The sequence below is a fragment of the Microbacterium kyungheense genome (genome assembly GCF_006783905.1).
GTDB lineage: Bacteria > Actinomycetota > Actinomycetes > Actinomycetales > Microbacteriaceae > Microbacterium > Microbacterium kyungheense.
The window spans coordinates 835218-851902 of the sequence record NZ_VFPE01000002.1 but is presented as its reverse complement, the minus strand read 5'-3'; the positions used below and the strand labels follow the sequence as shown (position 1 = coordinate 851902).

General features: G+C 70.9%; 19 protein-coding genes and 2 tRNA genes. 9 read left to right on the top strand and 12 right to left on the bottom strand.

Features of this window, described 5'->3' with window-relative positions; genetic code table 11:
• Positions 1-56 precede the first annotated feature (56 nt).
• Together FB391_RS19690 and ssb are read right to left on the bottom strand one after the other, a co-directional pair.
• Entirely contained in the window at positions 57-593 is a 537-nt protein-coding gene (locus FB391_RS19690) for a DUF6993 domain-containing protein (protein WP_246093460.1), read from the bottom strand.
• Between the two features lie 58 nt (positions 594-651).
• Positions 652-1203: a single-stranded DNA-binding protein gene (gene ssb / locus FB391_RS10745; RefSeq protein WP_141894368.1), complete on the bottom strand. Its 552-nt coding sequence runs from the start codon at positions 1201-1203 to the stop codon at positions 652-654.
• A 222-nt stretch (positions 1204-1425) separates the two neighbouring features.
• Here ssb and FB391_RS10740 point away from each other — a divergent pair, with 222 nt between their 5' ends.
• The gene (locus FB391_RS10740; RefSeq protein ID WP_141894367.1) at positions 1426-1689 is read left to right on the top strand and encodes a hypothetical protein; all 264 of its coding nucleotides are present in this window, start codon (positions 1426-1428) and stop codon (positions 1687-1689) included.
• A gap of 7 nt (positions 1690-1696) precedes the next feature.
• Here the strand turns inward: FB391_RS10740 and yczR are convergent, their stop codons facing one another.
• Complete coding sequence (gene yczR / locus FB391_RS10735; protein ID WP_141894366.1) at positions 1697-3121, bottom strand: MocR-like transcription factor YczR; 1425 nt, start codon at positions 3119-3121, stop codon at positions 1697-1699.
• A gap of 61 nt (positions 3122-3182) precedes the next feature.
• Between yczR and yczE the strand changes: the two genes are divergently transcribed.
• On the top strand, positions 3183-3836 hold the full coding sequence (gene yczE / locus FB391_RS10730; RefSeq protein ID WP_141894365.1) for a membrane protein YczE: 654 nt from the start codon (positions 3183-3185) through the stop codon (positions 3834-3836).
• Between the two features lie 18 nt (positions 3837-3854).
• On the opposite strand, the gene FB391_RS10725 is transcribed toward yczE, so the two are convergent.
• Positions 3855-4067 carry a methyltransferase gene (locus FB391_RS10725; RefSeq protein ID WP_141894364.1) on the bottom strand — a complete coding sequence of 71 codons (213 nt, stop codon included), beginning with the start codon at positions 4065-4067 and terminating at the stop codon, positions 3855-3857.
• Between the two features lie 106 nt (positions 4068-4173).
• Between FB391_RS10725 and FB391_RS10720 the strand changes: the two genes are divergently transcribed.
• From FB391_RS10720 to FB391_RS10695, 6 genes are all read left to right on the top strand, one after another.
• A tRNA-Arg gene (locus tag FB391_RS10720) sits at positions 4174-4246 on the top strand.
• Positions 4247-4322: 76 nt separating this feature from the next.
• Positions 4323-4949 (top strand): oligoribonuclease, encoded by a 627-nt coding sequence (gene orn / locus FB391_RS10715; RefSeq protein WP_141894363.1) that lies wholly within the window; start codon positions 4323-4325, stop codon positions 4947-4949.
• Positions 4950-4986: 37 nt separating this feature from the next.
• A tRNA-His gene (locus tag FB391_RS10710) sits at positions 4987-5062 on the top strand.
• A 58-nt stretch (positions 5063-5120) separates the two neighbouring features.
• Positions 5121-5468, top strand: a complete 348-nt coding sequence (locus FB391_RS10705; protein WP_141894730.1) for a metallopeptidase family protein — start codon at positions 5121-5123, stop codon at positions 5466-5468.
• A complete protein-coding gene (gene clpS, locus FB391_RS10700; RefSeq protein WP_141894362.1) occupies positions 5468-5767 on the top strand; it encodes an ATP-dependent Clp protease adapter ClpS in 300 nt (99 codons plus the stop codon). The genes FB391_RS10705 and clpS overlap by 1 nt, the downstream gene beginning before the upstream one ends.
• A complete protein-coding gene (locus FB391_RS10695) occupies positions 5764-6255 on the top strand; it encodes a DUF2017 family protein (protein WP_246093458.1) in 492 nt (163 codons plus the stop codon). Before clpS ends, FB391_RS10695 begins: the two co-directional genes overlap by 4 nt.
• 10 nt (positions 6256-6265) lie before the next feature.
• Here the strand turns inward: FB391_RS10695 and FB391_RS10690 are convergent, their stop codons facing one another.
• The 6 genes from FB391_RS10690 to gatC all read right to left on the bottom strand — a co-directional run bounded on the left by FB391_RS10690 (position 6266) and on the right by gatC (position 11950).
• Complete coding sequence (locus tag FB391_RS10690) at positions 6266-6859, bottom strand: nucleoside/nucleotide kinase family protein (RefSeq protein WP_246093456.1); 594 nt, start codon at positions 6857-6859, stop codon at positions 6266-6268.
• Positions 6834-7154: a hypothetical protein gene (locus FB391_RS10685; RefSeq protein WP_141894360.1), complete on the bottom strand. Its 321-nt coding sequence runs from the start codon at positions 7152-7154 to the stop codon at positions 6834-6836. Before FB391_RS10685 ends, FB391_RS10690 begins: the two co-directional genes overlap by 26 nt.
• Before the next feature lie 68 nt (positions 7155-7222).
• The gene (dinB, locus tag FB391_RS10680) at positions 7223-8485 is read right to left on the bottom strand and encodes a DNA polymerase IV (protein ID WP_141894359.1); all 1263 of its coding nucleotides are present in this window, start codon (positions 8483-8485) and stop codon (positions 7223-7225) included.
• Positions 8486-8576: 91 nt separating this feature from the next.
• Positions 8577-10094, bottom strand: coding sequence for an Asp-tRNA(Asn)/Glu-tRNA(Gln) amidotransferase subunit GatB (gatB, locus tag FB391_RS10675; RefSeq protein ID WP_141894358.1), 1518 nt, complete (start codon positions 10092-10094; stop codon positions 8577-8579).
• Positions 10094-11641 (bottom strand): Asp-tRNA(Asn)/Glu-tRNA(Gln) amidotransferase subunit GatA, encoded by a 1548-nt coding sequence (gatA, locus tag FB391_RS10670; protein ID WP_141894357.1) that lies wholly within the window; start codon positions 11639-11641, stop codon positions 10094-10096. The genes gatB and gatA overlap by 1 nt, the downstream gene beginning before the upstream one ends.
• 9 nt (positions 11642-11650) lie before the next feature.
• Complete coding sequence (gene gatC / locus FB391_RS10665) at positions 11651-11950, bottom strand: Asp-tRNA(Asn)/Glu-tRNA(Gln) amidotransferase subunit GatC (protein WP_141894356.1); 300 nt, start codon at positions 11948-11950, stop codon at positions 11651-11653.
• A 68-nt stretch (positions 11951-12018) separates the two neighbouring features.
• On the opposite strand from gatC, the gene FB391_RS10660 reads away from it, so the two are divergent.
• Positions 12019-13719 (top strand): long-chain-fatty-acid--CoA ligase, encoded by a 1701-nt coding sequence (locus FB391_RS10660; RefSeq protein WP_141894355.1) that lies wholly within the window; start codon positions 12019-12021, stop codon positions 13717-13719.
• Between the two features lie 20 nt (positions 13720-13739).
• Here FB391_RS10660 and FB391_RS10655 read toward each other — a convergent pair whose 3' ends face one another.
• Together FB391_RS10655 and ligA are read right to left on the bottom strand one after the other, a co-directional pair.
• Positions 13740-14231 carry a DUF4262 domain-containing protein gene (locus FB391_RS10655; protein ID WP_141894354.1) on the bottom strand — a complete coding sequence of 164 codons (492 nt, stop codon included), beginning with the start codon at positions 14229-14231 and terminating at the stop codon, positions 13740-13742.
• A gap of 73 nt (positions 14232-14304) precedes the next feature.
• A complete protein-coding gene (ligA, locus tag FB391_RS10650; RefSeq protein ID WP_141894353.1) occupies positions 14305-16638 on the bottom strand; it encodes an NAD-dependent DNA ligase LigA in 2334 nt (777 codons plus the stop codon).
• Positions 16639-16685: the final 47 nt, after the last annotated feature.

Here is a 16685-nt window from a genome sequence, read left to right as displayed (position 1 = left end):
ATCTGACGTCAGCGTCCCAGCCTACCGGCCACGCGCGGGGGCGCCGCCGGCCGCGGTCACCAGTCGATCGGGCGCGTCTGACCGATGAGACAGGTGCCTTCGCCGACCACCGGGACCACGACCGTCACGGGATCCCCGGTCGCGGGACCGACTTGCCCGACGAGGCACTCCTCGCCCCACCGCACCGAGAACTGGATGCTCTCCGCCGGGTTGCCGACCGTGGTGGTGTCGCTCGTGACTTGCATGGCGGACTTGTCGAAGCCCGCGGCGACGAGTGCGTCGATGTAGGCGCGACCCGAGACGCGCGATTCCGACGCCCACACCGAGTCGGTGACCGCCGTGAAGTACGGCAGGTTGTCGTGCGCAGTGCCGTCCGGGACGAGTGCCGCGGGCGTCGCCTGGCCGCCGTCGCTCGCGCTCGCGCTCGGCGTCGGCACCACGATCGTGCCCGACGGGGACACGGACGGTGTCGGGGTGGGCGTCACCGGCGCGCACGCCGTCACGACGGCGACCGCGAGGGCGGTGGCCCCGACCAGGCCGGCGCGGCGTGCGAAGCTCGGCCGGCCGTTCGCGGATGCAGGGTGTCGGGCCACGCGAGCAGTCTACGTGCGCCCACCCGACACCCCGCTGAACACCGGGCCCCACCGTGGCTCAGAACGGCGAGTCCGCCGAGCCTTCGCCCGCACCCCCTCCGGCGCGCGCCCCGACCAGCTCGGCGGCCGACGGATCCTCGAGTGCGGCAGGCCGCTCGCCGTCCCCGACGCCCGGGGCGGCCCACGCGTCTGCACCCGCGGGCGTCTGCCAGGCGTCGGCAGGGATCGGGTCCACGGTGCGGCGGCGTTCATCCTTGACGAAGGTCGTCGTACCCCACAGCAGGTCATGTCCGAGTGCGTCGGCCTCGATGTCGAAGGCGACGCCGCTCTTCTCGCCGCTCTCCCATTCCCGCTGGCGGAGTCGACCGGTCAGGATCACGCGGTCGCCCCGATGCAGTGAGGCGAAGGCGTGGTCGGCGAGGCCGCGGAACACCGAGACCGTGTACCAGTTGGTGCCGGAGTCGATCCAGCGCTCGGTCTGCTTGTCGTACTTGCGCTGCCCGCTCGCCACCCGGAACGAAGTGATGGGCACGCCGTTCGGGGTGCGCTTGAACTGCGGTTCGCTCGCCACGTTGCCGGTGACGGTGATGCTGTCGTACAGGTCGCTCATGTCGGTTCCTCTCTCTCGGATCGGGGTCGGTCCCCGGGTCCCGCCGGCACCCCGTGCCCGAGGGCGCCGGCGGTGGGTACAGCCTGTCCGGCGGCGATCGCCGGCCGAGCTTCTTCCGCACGATCTGGGGAGAACCGGCCGATAGCTGCCGCTGGGGAGGAGGGGCGCCCGCTCGTCGGAATGTCGGAGGTCGAACGTATCTTCTAATCGAAGGGAGTAGACATGACGACCATCCTCGAACCGACCGATCTCCCGCAGCCGCGCCTCTCGGCGCAGGCGCGCGTTCGACTCGATCCCGCGGCGCCGGGCCTCTGGCGCGTGCGTGACCCCGCAGGCTTCGTCATCGGCCACCTGCAAGCTGTGACCGAACACGCGGGGACGCGCTTCCGCGCGCGCCGCTTCCACGCGTCGACGCACACGTTCCGCGACCTCGGCGACTTCTGGAGCGCCGACGACGCGGTCGAGTGCCTCCGTCTGGGACGCTAGAACAGGCTCAGACCACCGCGCCCGCGTGCTCGATCACCGACGTCGGCGCACCGGCCCTCACCGAGGCCCAGGAGTCCGCCAGCACCTCCGCGGCGCGCACCATGTCGTCGGGCGGAGAGGTGAACGGCACCCGCAGATGCCGATCATGGCCGCCTTCGATCGAGAACCTCGAGCCCGCCGTCAACAGGACTCCCCGCGAGCGCGCCTCCATCACGAGCGCCGAGCTGAGCGGCGCGTCGAGTTCGATCCACAGGGCCACTCCCCCGTGCACGTCCGGAATGCGCCACTCGGGCAGCTGCGCGCGCAGCGCTGCCACGACCGCGTCCCGGCCGGCGCGCAGGAGTCCGGAGCGCTGCGACACGATCGCGTCGAAGTCGCTGAGCAGGCGTGCGGCGATGGCCTGCTCGAACTCTGGGGTGCCGAGGTCATGAGCAGGACGCGCGGCCACCAGTCTGCGGATCAGGTCGCCCTCGGCCCTCACCCACCCGACACGCAGCCCGCCCCACACGGTCTTGCCCAGCGACCCGATACGCACGACCGTGCCCGGTTCGGCCCCGACGAAACCCGGGGCGACCGCACCGCGATCGATGTCGAGGTCGGCCGTCGTCTCGTCCAGCACCAGCACGGTGCCCGCCCGCTCGCCAGCCGTCAGGATCGCCGTGCGCTCTGCGGCGGTCATGCTGCGTCCGGTCGGATTCTGGAAGTCAGGCATGAGATACGCCATGACCGGAAGCGTCCGAGCGAACACCTGCTCCGCCCGGTCGATGTCCCAGCCGACGTCCGTCGTCACCGGCACCCCGACGAGACGCCCGCCCGCCCGGCGCAGCGCATCCACCGCGTGCGGGTAGGTCGGCGTCTCGACGACGACGCGATCGCCACGGCCCAGCAGCACCGACGACACCAGGTGGATCGCGCTCTGCGCTCCCGTGGTGACGAGCACCTCCGCCGCCGACGTCGGGATCCCCCGCTCGGTGTAGCGCCGGGCGATCGCTTCGCGCAGCTCACCACCGCCGAGCACGTCATACCCGACCCGCGAGATGAGCGCAGCGGAGTTGGCGCCCGCCTCCGCCATCACACCGGCAAGGCCGGGCCAGGCGGGCGGACTCGCCTGCTGCAGGTCGATCATGCCCTCGGCGGCGGTCGCCCGCCCGACCTCACGATGCCCGACCGGCAGCGTGACGCTGCCCGACCCGCGCAGGCTGGCGATGTGACCGGTGTCGCGCAGGCTGCGGTACGCGGCGGCCACCGTGCTGCGGCTGACGTGCAGGGCTGCGGCGAGCTCGCGCTCTGCCGGCAGCGCCGTGCGCGGGGCGATCCGGTTGTCGAGGCAGAGGAGGCGGATGCCGTCGGCGAGGGCCTCATAGGCCGGTTCGCGCGTGCGCCACCCTCCGAGCGAGGCAGCCAGCGCGCGGGCGGAGACGCGAGAGTCCATGAGGCCAGCGTAGCGACATTGGACTGTTCACTGCGGGCCAATCATGCGATTGGATAGCTCCATGCCTCGTCGCGTCGCCCAGCTGCTGATCGGCCTGTTCCTCTACGGAGCGGGATGTGCGCTCACGGTCGAGGCGGGTCTCGGCGTCGACCCGTGGACGGTGTTCGCTCAGGGACTCTCCCTGCGCACGGGAATCGGCATCGGGTGGATCACGAACATCGTCGGCTTCTTCGTCCTGCTCCTGTGGATCCCGCTCCGCCAGAAGCCGGGAGTCGGCACGATCGCCAACATCCTGCTCGTCGGCACCAGCATGCAGATCGTGCTCGGCATCGTGCCGCCGGTGGAGGGGCTCTGGGCGCAGGTGGCGACGCTGCTCGGCGGCATCCTCGTCGTCGCCGTGGCCTCCGGACTGTACATCGGCGCGCGTTTCGGCCCTGGTCCGCGCGACGGTCTCATGACCGGCCTGAACTCCCGGCTCGGCTGGCCGATCTGGCTCTGCCGGGCCCTCGTCGAACTCACCGTGCTCGCGATCGGATGGCTCCTCGGAGGCACCGTGGGGATCGGCACCGTGCTCTTCGCGGCACTCATCGGCCCGCTCGTGCACGTGGCCCTGCCGCTTCTCGATACGCGACGCCGGCCGGCCGCGCGGCGGACGCAGCGCGGCGCCGGTCGGGTGAGCACGGGCGCGGATGCCACCGTCGAGCCCGCGCCCTGACAGCGTGCCGGCGCGGCCTCAGTGCTCCTCGAACCGGGGCCAGTCGCTTCCCGGCGTCATCCGGGCATGCAGGGCGCTCTTGGCGACCTCCATCGACGGATACGTGCCCGCGACCTGGTCGGCGCCCGCCATCGTCACCGTGTAGCCGTCGTCGCCCTTGCGGATGCTCCCGACGACGCCGCCGGTGCCGAAGGCGACCCACAGGGGGTGGTGCGTCTGCGTGGTGCTCATCATGAACTCCTTTCGATGCCTCCGCCGCTGACGCTACGCCCCGACGGCCCACGAAACCAGAGTCCGCGACGGCATGGCGCGACCGGGTAACCTGGGACTCACCCTTCCCTCCGTAGCTCAGGGGACAGAGCGAGCGGTTTCTACCCGCCAGGTCGGGGGTTCGAATCCTCCCGGGGGGGCACCGGGGTTCGGCGGCGACGCCGGGCCCCTTATCCGGAGTCCGCGATGTCGGACCCCGTCACGAGGATGGAGCACATGGTGGGGGCATCCGACAATGATCGCCTGGTGTGGATCGACTGCGAGATGACCGGGCTCGACCTGGCGGTCGACGAACTGGTCGAGATCGCCGTGGTCGTGACCGACTTCGAGCTGCGCCTGCTCGATCCCGGGTTCCACGTCGTGATCAAGCCGGACGCGTCCGCGCTGGAGCACATGAACGAGTTCGTCACCAACATGCACCGTTCCTCGGGGCTGCTCGACGAGATCCCGCACGGCGTGACCGTGGCCGACGCGGAGTTCCAGGTGCTCGAGTACATCCAGCGCTTCGTGCCGCTCGAGGGCAAGGCGCCGCTCGCCGGCAACACGATCGGCACCGACCGCATGTTCCTGGCGAAGTACATGCCGCGCGTCGATCACTGGCTGCACTACCGCAACGTCGACGTGTCGAGCATCAAAGAGCTGGCCCGCCGCTGGTACCCGCGCGCGTACATCCACGCCCCCGCGAAAGACGGCGGCCACCGCGCCCTCGCCGACATCATCGAATCGGTGCGAGAGCTCGCTTACTACCGCCAGGCGGTGTTCGTTCCCGAGCCCGGGCCCACGAGCGACGGCGCCCGCGCGGCCGCTGCCGCCGCCGTGTCATCGTTTGCCCCTGAGGTGTGAGAGAATCGTCTGGTTGCCCGCGCGAGCGGGAAGCATGGTGGCTATAGCTCAGTTGGTAGAGCACCGCGTTGTGGTCGCGGGGGTCGCGGGTTCAAGCCCCGTTAGCCACCCCATGTCAGCCGAATGGGGCGCGAGTTTCGCGCCCCATTCGCGTAGAAGCGAGGCATCATGATGGAGATGGATGCCGCGACCTTCGAGTCGCTCGTGATCGACGAGCTCGACGCCCTGCCCGACGATATGGTCGCCGGACTCGACAACGTCGTCTTCGTCGTCGAGGATCGCCCCGAGGACGGGAGTCTCGACCTGCTCGGGCTCTACGACGGCTGGGCGCTCACCGAGCGCGACCGCTACGGCGTCGGCGAGCTGCCGGACCGGATCCTGGTGTACCGGGAGCCGCATCTCGCGGTCTGCGACGACGAGGAGGAGCTCCGGGACGAAGTCCACACCACGCTCGTCCACGAGATCGCACACTTCTACGGCATCGACGACGACCGGCTGCACGAGCTGGGGTGGGCGTGATGAGCCCCCTCGCCGCACCTGCCGTCGACGAGGACGTGGACCTCGCCCGTCGGCCCGACCCGGATCGTCCGTGGCAGACCGTCGTCTGGGACGATCCGGTCAATCTGATGAGCTACGTGACGCACGTGTTCCGCGAGTACTTCGGGCTTCCTCGTGCCGAGGCCGAGCGGCTGATGCTCGCGGTCCACAACGACGGCCACGCGGTCGTCTCGCAAGGGGCCCGGGAACGCATGGAGCTGCACGCGCAGGCGATGCATGACTACGGGCTGTGGGCGACCGTCCGGCAGGAGCCGGCGTGACGGGACGCACGGTCGTGCTGGAGGTCGCGCGCCTGGAGGCCGCGCATCTCTCGGCGCTCGTCGGGCAGTTCGCGGACCTGCTGGACGACTCCGCGTCGGCGAACGACGACCCGGCGATCGCACGGCTCGTGCCCACGCCGTATCCCGACGATGACGAGGCTGCGCGCGAGTTCCGCACGCTGACCGAGAGGGATCTGCTGACCCGACGGCGGACGGACGCCGAGATCGTGCTGTCGTCGCTGGCTGAGGCCGCCGTCATCCCGGACGATCCGGAGGATCCCGCGCTGCTCGAACAGGTCGAGATCCGGCTGGAGCCCGAGACAGTGCGCGCCTGGCTGCGCACGCTGGCGGCCGTGCGCCTCGTGATGGCCCAGCGGCTCGACATCACCGAGCCCGAGGACCACGACCCGGAGGATCCCCGTTTCGGCATCTACGACTGGCTGGGCTACCGCCTGGACGGACTCGTGGCATCCTTCGACGAAGGCTAGGTCGAACGCCTCACGGCACCGGGAAGACGTGCGTCGCGAGCCGCATCGGGTCGTCGCGCTCGACGTGACGCTGCTCCTGACGCGCCCAGCGGTCCCAGTGCGGGCGGAAGGCGTCGCCGTCACGGGCGAGCGCGCGATTCTTGCGGGACGCCGCCGGGGACTCCAGCCACACGCGGACGTCGCCCAGTCGCGCCGTCGCGGGCGTCAGCAGTCCCGCACCCTCGACGATGAGCGGGAGCGACGGATCGACCGCATGCGCCTCTGCCGGCTCCGCTGTCGTCCAGTCCCAGCGCTGCCACACCCCCACGATCCCGCGCGCGTGCGGGGTGAGGATCAGCTCGCGGGCGAGCTCCACCCCGTCGTCGAGCCCGTCCCAGCCGGGGTAGAGCGAATCCAGCGCGACGAGCTGCACGCGGCCCCGGAGCGGCCATCGCGACACCAGCGCCCGCGCGAGCGAGCTCTTGCCGGCGCCGCTGCGGCCGTCGATGAGGACGACCGGATTGGATGCCGCGACCTGCTCGATCGCCGTCGTCAGGTGTGCGACGGCGAGGGCGAGCGACGATGCGACCGGGTCGGCGTCACTTCTTGAGGGCGCGGATGACACGGCTGAGGGCGCGACCGGCGAAGAACACGAACGGCACCGCCACGGTGAGCAGGGCGATGATGTTGGGTTCGAAGCGCAGATCGTCGCCGCGGCGGATGTACGCCCCCACGGGGATCGCGTAGCCGCCACCTCCGCCGCCGCCGTTGCCGACCTCATCGGACCCGCCGCCGAAGCCGGACCACGTCACGGCGACGGGGATGAGCCGGACGCCGTCCACGTCCTGCTGCTCGCCGTATGCGCTCTTCACGCCGAAGGCCGCCGACTGCTTGCCGAGTTCGAGTGCGATGTTGGGCATGCCTCCAACGTAGCGGGCGTTCGCGCTCCGGCACAGACGATCCGGCGCACGGCGGGCGATCCGGCCCGTCAGCCTTCGTCGAGACGTGGCGCAGGCGGGCTCGACGGGAGGGTGCCCCCACCGCGCGACCCGAGATTGGTCGCCCGCGTGACGGCGCCCCGACCGAACCGCGCGGTCGCGTCGTCCAGTGCGTCCTCCAGCCGCCGCCATCCCTCATCGTCGTCCCACAGACCGGGGAGGGCGGTTCCCGACGGACGCAGCTTCTCCGCGCGGACGCCGATGAGCCTGACCGGAAGGGACCGGTCGACCGCGGCGAACAGCTCGTGCGCGGCATCCCCGATCCGCTGCCCCACCGCAGTGGGCTCGGCGAGCGTCTGGGACCGCGAGATGGTGGTGAAATCGGCGAACCGCACCTTGATGGCGACCGTCGACGCCTCCCAGCCGTTCTCGCGCAGGCGGGTGCCGACGCGGTCGGCCAGCCGTCGCAGTTCGGATCGCAGCACCGCGTCGTCGCCGATGTCTTCGTGGAAGGTCTCTTCGTGGCCGATGCTCTTCTCCACGCGCGAGGTGTCGATCTCGCGTGCGTCGATGCCCCGCGCGAGATGCCAGACGCGGTCACCCATCGCCGGCCCGAGGGCGCGATCGAGCACCTCGCGCGGCGCCTCGCGCGCATCGGCGATCGTGCGGATGCCGCGCCGCTCGAGCGCCTCGGAGGCCTTGGGACCCACACCCCACAGGGCGCGCACCGAACGCGGTCCGAGGAAGGCGGCGGTGTCGGCCTCGGCGACGATGAGGAGGCCGTCCGGCTTGCTGATCGTCGACGCCATCTTGGCGACGTGCTTGGTCGCGGCCACGCCGATGCTGCAGGAGAGCCCCGTCTCGTCGAGGACTCGGGCGCGCAGCATCCGCGCGATCACGCCCGGGCTCCCCCACAGGCGCCGCGCGCCGCGGACGTCGAGGAACGCCTCGTCGATCGAGAGCGGCTCGACCAGCGGCGTCACGTCCCGGAAGATCCGCATCACCTGGGCAGAGAGCGCCAGGTAGCGCTCGAAATGCGGCAGCACCACGATCGCGTGGGGGCACAGGCGCAGCGCCTGGCTGACGGGCATCGCCGAGCGGACTCCGTATCGCCGCGCCTCGTACGAGGCGCTGGAGACCACCGAGCGGCTTTCGGGGGCGCCGATGATGATGGCCTTGCCGCGCAGCGACGGATCATCGAGCTGCTCGACCGACGCGTAGAAGGCGTCCATGTCGACATGGAGGATGCCGGTCCCGGTGTCGTCGGCGTCCTCGGGCGAGACGATCCGCCCCGTACCGTCGCCACGCCCCATGCGTCGATCCTTTCAGGGGGCTCCGACATCGGACAGTGGGGCGGTCCCGCAGGATCCGCCCCACTGTCCGATGTTCTGCGGGACTCGCCGATCAGGCGGTGCCGGCGCGCTCCAGGACGAGCTCGCGCACACGCGCCGCGTCGGCCTGGCCCTTCATCGCCTTCATCACAGCACCGATGACGGCGCCGGCGGCCTGCACCTTGCCGTCGCGGATCTTCTCGAGCACGTCGGGCTGGGCGGCCAGGGCCTCGTCGATCGCGGCGATCAGCGCACCGTCGTCAGAGACGACGGCCAGACCGCGGGCGTCGACGACCTCCTGCGGCGCACCCTCTCCTGCGATGACGCCTTCGAGCACCTGGCGGGCCAGCTTGTCGGTCAGGGTCCCCGCATCGACCAGTGCCTGGAGTGCGGCGACGTCGGCCGGAGTCACCAGATCGGCCGGCTCGCGCCCTTCGGCGTTCGCGATGCGTGCGATCTCGCCCGTCCACCACTTGCGCGACGCGGCCGGCGACGCGCCGGCAGCGATCGTGGCCTCGACCTCGTTCAGCACCCCGCCGTTGACGACACCCTGGAAGTCGATGTCGGAGAAGCCCCACTCGGCCTTCAGCCGGCGACGGCGCACCGCCGGCTGCTCGGGCAGCGCGGCACGGAGCTCTTCGATCAGCTCCGGCGCCGGGGCCACCGGAAGCAGGTCGGGCTCGGGGAAGTACCGGTAGTCGTCGGCGTCGGACTTCGGGCGACCCGGCGAGGTCGTGCCGGTGTCCTCGTGCCAGTGCCGCGTCTCCTGCGTGATGGTGCCGCCGTCCGCCAGGATGGCCGCCTGACGCTGGATCTCGTAGCGCACGGCGCGCTCGACGGAGCGCATCGAGTTGACGTTCTTCGTCTCGGTGCGGGTGCCGAGCTTCTCCTGGCCGCGCGGGCGCAGCGAGACGTTGGCGTCGCAGCGCAGGTTGCCGCGTTCCATCCGCGCCTCGGAGATGCCTAGGCCGATCACGATGTCACGGATCGCGCGGACGTAGGCCGCCGCGAGCTTGGGCGCATTCGCCTCCGCGCCGAAGATCGGCTTGGTGACGATCTCGACGAGCGGCACACCGGCGCGGTTGTAGTCGACGAGCGAGTACTCGGCGCCCTGGATGCGGCCGGTCGCGCCGCCGACGTGCGTCAGCTTGCCGGCATCCTCTTCCATGTGGGCGCGCTCGATCGGGATCTGCACGAGCGTGCCGTCCTCGAGCTCGATCTCGACCTCGCCCTCGAACGCGATCGGCTCGTCGTACTGCGAGATCTGGTAGTTCTTGCCGAGGTCGGGGTAGAAGTAGTTCTTGCGCGCGAAGCGGCTCGACGGCGCGATCGAGCAGCCGAGGGCGAGACCCAGGCTGATCGAGTAGCGCACCGCCTGCTCGTTCACGACCGGCAGCGCACCCGGAAGCCCCATGTCGACGGGAGCGACGAGCGTGTTCGGCTCGGCGTCGTGCTGCGACGGATGAGCCGGGTTCGGCGCCGACGAGAACATCTTGGTCTCGGTGTTCAGCTCGACGTGCACCTCGAACCCGAGCACCGGCTCGTACAGTTCGAGCGCCTTGTCGAAGTCCATCAGCTTGTCCTTCGCCATCAGCGGGCACCTCCGTTCGCGCCGTACTTCGTCTCGCTTCGCTCGCTCAGCAACCGCGGCGCCCGGTCGAGGAGCGGTCCTCCCCACGAGTCCACCAGCAGCGCCTCCAGGGCGGCGCCGACCCGGTACAGTCGCGCATCCTCGTACGCCGGGGCGAGGAATTGGATGCCGACGGGCAGGCCGTCCTCGGCTGCCAGGCCCGAGGGGATCGAGATGCCCGGAACGCCCGCGAGGTTCGCGGGGATCGTCGTGACGTCGTTCAGGTACATCTGCAGCGGATCGTCGATCTTCTCGCCGAGCTTGAACGCGGTCGTGGGTGCCGAGGGGGTCGCGATGACGTCCACCTGTGCGAAGGCGTCGGCGAAGTCGCGCTGGATGAGCGTGCGCACCTTCTGAGCCGACCCGTAGTACGCGTCGTAGTACCCCGCCGACAGCGCGTAGGTGCCGAGGATGATGCGGCGCTTGACCTCTTCGCCGAATCCTGCATCGCGCGTGCGCGCCATGACGTCCTCGACGGTGCCGCCGGGCACGTCGACGCGCATGCCGAAGCGCACCGAGTCGAACTTGGCGAGGTTGCTGGATGCCTCGGCCGGGAGGATCAGGTAGTACGCGGCGACGCCGTACTCGAAGTGCGGTGCGCTGATCTCGACGATCTCGGCGCCCTGCGCCTCCATGGCGGCCAGCGCGGCGCGGAACGACTCCGATACGCCCTGCTGGAACCCGCTGTCGGGCAGCTCGCGGATGACGCCGACCTTGAGTCCCTTGAGCACCTCGCCGGTCGCGCCTTCGCGGGCTGCGGCGGCGAACGAGGGCCAGGCGTGCTTCAGCGACGTCGAGTCGTGCGGGTCGTGCCCGCCGATGACGTCGTGCAGGAGACCCGAGTCCAGCACGGTGCGGGTGACAGGGCCCACCTGGTCCAGGCTCGACGCGAGTGCGATGGCACCGTAGCGACTGACCGCGCCGTAGGTCGGCTTGAGGCCGACCGTGCCGGTCACGTGCGCGGGCTGACGGATCGAGCCGCCGGTGTCGGAGCCGAGCGCGAGCGGCGCCTCGAACGCGGCGACGGCGGCCGCCGAGCCACCGCCCGAGCCACCCGGGATGCGGTCGTGGTCCCACGGGTTGCGGGTCGGGCCGTACGCGGAGTGCTCGGTGGACGAGCCCATGGCGAACTCGTCCATGTTGGTCTTGCCCAGCGGCACGAGTCCGGCGGCACGCGCCCGCGCGACGACGGTCGCGTCGTACGGCGACAGGTAGCCCTCGAGGATCCTCGAACCGCTCGTCGACGGCATGTCGGTAGTGACCAGCACGTCCTTGATCGCGAGCGGCACGCCCGCGACGGGGCTCAGCTGCTCGCCGGCGGCGCGGCGGCGGTCGATGTCGGCCGCGACGTCGAGAGCGTGGTCGCTGACGTGGAGGAAGGCGTGGATGTCGGCATCCACTGCGGCGATGCGGTCCAGGTGGGCCTGCGTCGCCTCGACGCTCGACACGTCACCGGCGGCGAGTTTGTCTGCGAGCGCGGCGGCGCTCAGCGTGGTGAGATCGGTCACGACAGCCCCTTACTGCTCTTCGCCGAGGATCGCGGTCACGCGGAAGCGGCCGTCTGCCGCGTCCGGTGCGTTCTGCAGCACCTGCGCCGGGCTCAGCTGACCACCCGCGACATCCGGGCGGAACACGTTCTGGAGGGCGATCGGGTGGCTCGTCGCGGGAACGTCGGGCGTGGCCACCTCGGACACCTTGGCGATGTTGTCGACGATGACGTCGAGCTGGCCGGTGAGGCGGTCGACCTCCTCGTCGCTCAGCTGGATCCGGGCGAGCACACCGAGATGGCGCACGAGATCGGGGGTGATTTCAGACACCCGTCAAGACTACCGGGGCCCCGGTGGACAGACTGTCCCGCGCCCGGCCGCGGCGTAGGCTGATCGCCGTGACGACATACGATCCGCCGCGCCCGTGGACCGCCAGCTACGCGGCAGGCGTCCCCGAAGACCTCACCCCGGTGACCGGCTCGCTCGTCGACATCGTCGACGCGTCGGCCAGGGACTACCCGGACGCCGCGGCTCTGCAGTTCTTCGGTCGCGAGACGTCGTACCGCTCGCTCCACGAGCAGATCGAGCGTGCCGCGGCGGGCCTGCGCGATCTGGGCGTCAAGGCCGGCGACCCGGTCGCGATCGTCCTGCCCAACTGCCCGCAGCACATCGTGGCGTTCTACGCGATCCTGCGGCTGGGCGCGGTCGTCATCGAGCACAATCCGCTGTACACGCCGCGCGAGCTGCGCAAGCAGTTCGAGGACCACGGCGCGAAGCACGCGATCGTGTGGACGAAAGTCGTGCGGACGGTCCAGGACTTCCCCGCAGACCTCGCGCTCACGAGCCTCGTCTCGGTCGACGTGACCAAGGCCATGCCGTTCGGCACGCGGCTGGCGCTCGGCCTTCCGATCGCGAAGGCCCGCGAGGCGCGTGCCGCGCTCACCGAGCGCGTGTCGGGCACGGTGCCGTGGGAGCAGGTGGTCGGCACCACCGCGCTGCCGGCATCCCATCCGCGCCCGGCGACCGATGACCTCGCGCTCATCCAGTACACGAGCGGGACGACCGGGACCCCGAAGGGCGCGGCGCTGACCCACCGCAACCTGCTGTCGAACGCGGCACAGGCACGCGCCTGGGTGCCGTCGATCGTGCGCGGCGACGGCTGCGTCGTGTACGCGGTGCTGCCGATGTTCCACGCCTACGGGCTGACGCTGTGCCTGACCTTCGCGATGTCGATGGGCGCGCGGCTCGTGCTGTTCCCGAAATTCGATCCCGACATGGTGCTCGAGGTGACCAAGAAGCACCCGGCCACCTTCCTCCCCCTCGTCCCGCCGATCGCGGAGCGCCTGCTGAAGGCCGCCCGCGAGGAGGGCGTGTCGCTCGCCGGCACCGAGGTGGCCATCTCGGGCGCGATGGCGCTCCCCCACGAACTCGTGGTGCCCTTCGAGGCCGCCACGGGCGGATTCCTCGTCGAGGGCTACGGCCTCAGCGAGTGCTCCCCCGTGCTGATGGCGAACCCCGTCGCCGACAACCGCGTGCCCGGAACGGTCGGGCTGCCGCTGCCCGGCACCGAGTGCCGCGTGGTCGACCCGGACGAGCCCACGCGCGATGTGCCGCGCGGGGAGCGCGGCGAACTGCTCGTGCGCGGCCCGCAGGTGTTCAGCGGGTACTACGGCAAGCCCGAAGAGACCGAGGCCGTCTTCGTCGACGGCTGGTTCCGCACCGGCGACATCGTCACGATCGACGACGCCGGCTTCGTGCGCATCGTCGACCGCATCAAGGAGCTCATCATCACGGGCGGCTTCAACGTCGCACCGACCGAGGTCGAGAACGCACTGCGGCAGCACCCCGAGGTCGAGGACGCCGCCGTCGTCGGACTGCCGAGCGAGCACTCCGGCGAGGAGGTCGTCGCGGCGATCGTGGTGGCACCCGGTCAGGAGATCGACGTCGAGGCGATCCGGGACTTCGCGCGAGGCATCCTCACTCCGTACAAGGTGCCGCGTCGCATCTTCGTCGTGGACGAGCTGCCGACCTCGCTCATCGGCAAAGTCCTGCGCCGGCAGGTGCGCGACCGCCTGCTCGCCCTCACCACCGGCGCCTGAGCACGGTCGCGCACCTTCCCTCACGCGCGGAACGTGCCGGGCCGCGGCTGGAGCCAGGCGGCGGTGTCGTAGCCGTCCTCCCACGGGAAGCGACCGTCGCGGTCGTCGTAGGTCAGCTGGAAGACGGGGACCGAGTGCTCGTCGGCGCGAGCGTAGTAGCGGTTCGCGGCGAACACGATGTCACCCGGGTTGGTCAGCGTCTCGACGGTGACGCGGTGCCGCCACCCCGCGAAGGTCACAACCTGGCCGGTTCGCAGATCTTCGCCGGCGCGGACCCGCCCGGCGACGTCGTCCAGCAGCAGCGCGGACGTCCGCGGGTCGAGCCCGAACACCAGGAGCTCGGGGTGACCCAGACCGAAGAGCCCGATCGTGTAGGCGAACGGCGCCTCGCGCTTCGACATGTCGCCGAAGACGTACTCGTTGCGGGTGCCATGCGCGCGGATCGTCTGCGCCGTGCGCCGGTCCTCGTCGTCCATCCAGGCGAGCGACGACGGCGTGAGAGCGGTGATCATGGGGGTCCTTTCGTCGATGCCTCGACGTTAGAACATACCTACGACACTGACGTGGTCGCCCGCCCTCCCGCACTCACCCGGCGTCCGCGTCGAGGGCATCAAGCGCAGCGGGGCCCTCGGTGACGAGGATGCGGAACTGGTCGGCGTCCAGGATGCGGATGCCGAGCTCTTCCGCCTTGGCGAGCTTGGAGCCTGCGCCCGGTCCCGCCGCGACGAAGTCGGTCTTCTTGGAGACGCTCGAGGCGGCCTTGCCGCCCGCGCTCAGGATCGCCTCCTGCGCGCCTTCACGCGTGTAGCCCTCGAGCGAGCCCGTCGCGACCACGGTGAGGCCCTCGAGCACTCCCCCGACCACGACGGCCGCCCCCGGACCCGGGTGCCCCGGCGTGGCCCACTGCACGCCCGCGCGCGTCCACTCGTCGACGATGTCGCGATGCCAGTCCACCTCGAACCACTCGAGCAGCGAGTCCGCGATGATGCCGCCGACCCCCTCGACCTGCGCGAGCTGCTCGCGGTCGGCCGCGCGGATCGCATCCAGCGACCCGAACCACTGCGCCAGTGCCCGAGCGGCCACCGGGCCGACGTGCCGGATGTTGAGTGCCACGAGCAGGCGCCAGAGGTCCTTCGTCTTCGCCTTCTCGAGCTCCGCCAGCAGCTTCACGGCAGCGGCGGACGGCTGGGGGCCCTCAAGCCCCTGCTTCTTCTCGGCGGCCGTGGGGTTGCGCCGGAACGGCGCACGGCGCACCGGCTCGCCGGTCTCGTCATCGACCTTCAGCTCGCCCGTCTCGGCATCGCGGACGATGACCGAGATCGGCACGAGGTCGTCGAGCGAGAGCGCGAACAGCCGCGCCTCGGTCTTCAGCGGCGCGGTCGCCGGAGCCTCGGCCTGCGTCAGCGCGGCCGCGGTGACCTCGCCGAGCACCTCGATGTCGAGTGCGCCGCGCGACCCGATGTGCTCGACGCGCCCGCGCACCTGTGCCGGGCACGAGCGGGCGTTCGGGCAGCGCAGATCGATGTCGCCCTCTTTGGCGGGGCGCAGCGGGAAGCCACACTCAGGGCAGTTCGCCGGCATGACGAACTCGCGTTCGGTGCCGTCGCGCAGCTCGACGACCGGTCCGAGCACTTCGGGGATGACGTCGCCGGCCTTGCGCAGCACGACGGTGTCGCCGATCAGCACGCCCTTGGCGCGCACGACATCCTGATTGTGGAGCGTCGCCTGGCGCACCACGGAGCCGGCCACGCGCGCCGGCGCCATCACGGCGTACGGGGTCGCCCGCCCGGTGCGTCCCACCGACACGACGATGTCGAGCAGCTTCGTGTTGACCTGCTCGGGCGGGTACTTGTACGCGATGGCCCAGCGCGGCGCGCGGCTGGTGGCACCCAGCTCGTCGTGCAGCGCCAGCTCGTCCACCTTCACGACGATGCCGTCGATCTCGTGCTCGACATCATGACGGTGCTCGCCGTAGTACGCGACGAACTCGAGCACCCCGTCGATGTCGTCGGTGGTGCGGAAGTACGGACTCGTCGGAAGGCCCCACTCGGCCAGCAGCGCGTAGGTCTCGCTCTGGGAGTCGACGGGCGGCCGGTTCCAGGCGCCGATGCCGTGGACGAAGAGCCGGAGCGAGTCGAGCCGCGCCTGACCGGCTTCGAGCTCCAGACCGTCCTTCTTGTCGAGCTGCTGGCGCAGGCCGCCCGACGCGGCGTTGCGGGGGTTGGCGAAGGACGGGAACCGACGCTCCGCGCTCAGCCTCGCCTTCTCTTCGTCGAACGCGCGGCTGCGCGCCCGCGTCTCTTCGACGGCGCGGTCCCGCATGTCGGCCTGCAGGGCGTTGAGCCGCTCGAACGCGGCGACCGGGATGAACACCTCGCCGCGGACCTCCACGAGGTCGGGGTGCCCGCTGCCCGCCAGTCGCTGCGGGATGCCGGCCACCCGGACGGCGTTCACGGTCACGTCCTCGCCGACACGGCCGTCGCCGCGCGTGGCCGCCGACGTCAGCACACCCTTCTCGTACCGCAGGCTGATCGCCAGACCGTCGATCTTGAGCTCGGTCAGCCACCGCACGCGGCGTCCGGCCGCGTTCTGAGCCTTGACGCACCAGTCGCGCAGCTCATCCGGGCTGAAGACGTTGTCGAGGCTCAGCATCCGCTCGGCGTGCTCGACGGGGGCGAACATCGAGCTCTCGGCGGCACCGACGGTCTGCGTCGGCGAGTCCTGCCCCTGCAGCTCGGGGTGCAGGCGCTCCAGCTCTTCGAGGCGGTGCATCCAGCCGTCGTACGTCGCGTCGTCGACGATCTCGGCGTTGCGGCCGTAGTACGCGTCGCGCGCGCCGATGATGCGGTCGGTCAGGTCCTGGGCTTCCGCCCGCGCGGCTTCGAGTCCGGCGTCGGCGGGGAGTGCGGCATCCGTCACCACGCCAGTCTAGGAGGGGGTGCCGACACCGCCGTGGCGGCCTCGCC

Bases quoted from the DNA above. Each gene is read 5' to 3' on its own strand.
- ssb (WP_141894368.1), bottom strand. From the start codon at position 1,203: ATGAGCGACCTGTACGACAGCATCACCGTCACCGGCAACGTGGCGAGC.
- FB391_RS10740 (WP_141894367.1), top strand. From the start codon at position 1,426: ATGACGACCATCCTCGAACCGACCGATCTCCCGCAGCCGCGCCTCTCG.
- yczR (WP_141894366.1), bottom strand. From the start codon at position 3,121: ATGGACTCTCGCGTCTCCGCCCGCGCGCTGGCTGCCTCGCTCGGAGGG.
- yczE (WP_141894365.1), top strand. From the start codon at position 3,183: ATGCCTCGTCGCGTCGCCCAGCTGCTGATCGGCCTGTTCCTCTACGGA.
- FB391_RS10725 (WP_141894364.1), bottom strand. From the start codon at position 4,067: ATGAGCACCACGCAGACGCACCACCCCCTGTGGGTCGCCTTCGGCACC.
- orn (WP_141894363.1), top strand. From the start codon at position 4,323: ATGGTGGGGGCATCCGACAATGATCGCCTGGTGTGGATCGACTGCGAG.
- FB391_RS10705 (WP_141894730.1), top strand. From the start codon at position 5,121: ATGGAGATGGATGCCGCGACCTTCGAGTCGCTCGTGATCGACGAGCTC.
- clpS (WP_141894362.1), top strand. From the start codon at position 5,468: ATGAGCCCCCTCGCCGCACCTGCCGTCGACGAGGACGTGGACCTCGCC.
- FB391_RS10685 (WP_141894360.1), bottom strand. From the start codon at position 7,154: ATGCCCAACATCGCACTCGAACTCGGCAAGCAGTCGGCGGCCTTCGGC.
- dinB (WP_141894359.1), bottom strand. From the start codon at position 8,485: ATGGGGCGTGGCGACGGTACGGGGCGGATCGTCTCGCCCGAGGACGCC.
- gatB (WP_141894358.1), bottom strand. From the start codon at position 10,094: ATGGCGAAGGACAAGCTGATGGACTTCGACAAGGCGCTCGAACTGTAC.
- FB391_RS10655 (WP_141894354.1), bottom strand. From the start codon at position 14,231: ATGATCACCGCTCTCACGCCGTCGTCGCTCGCCTGGATGGACGACGAG.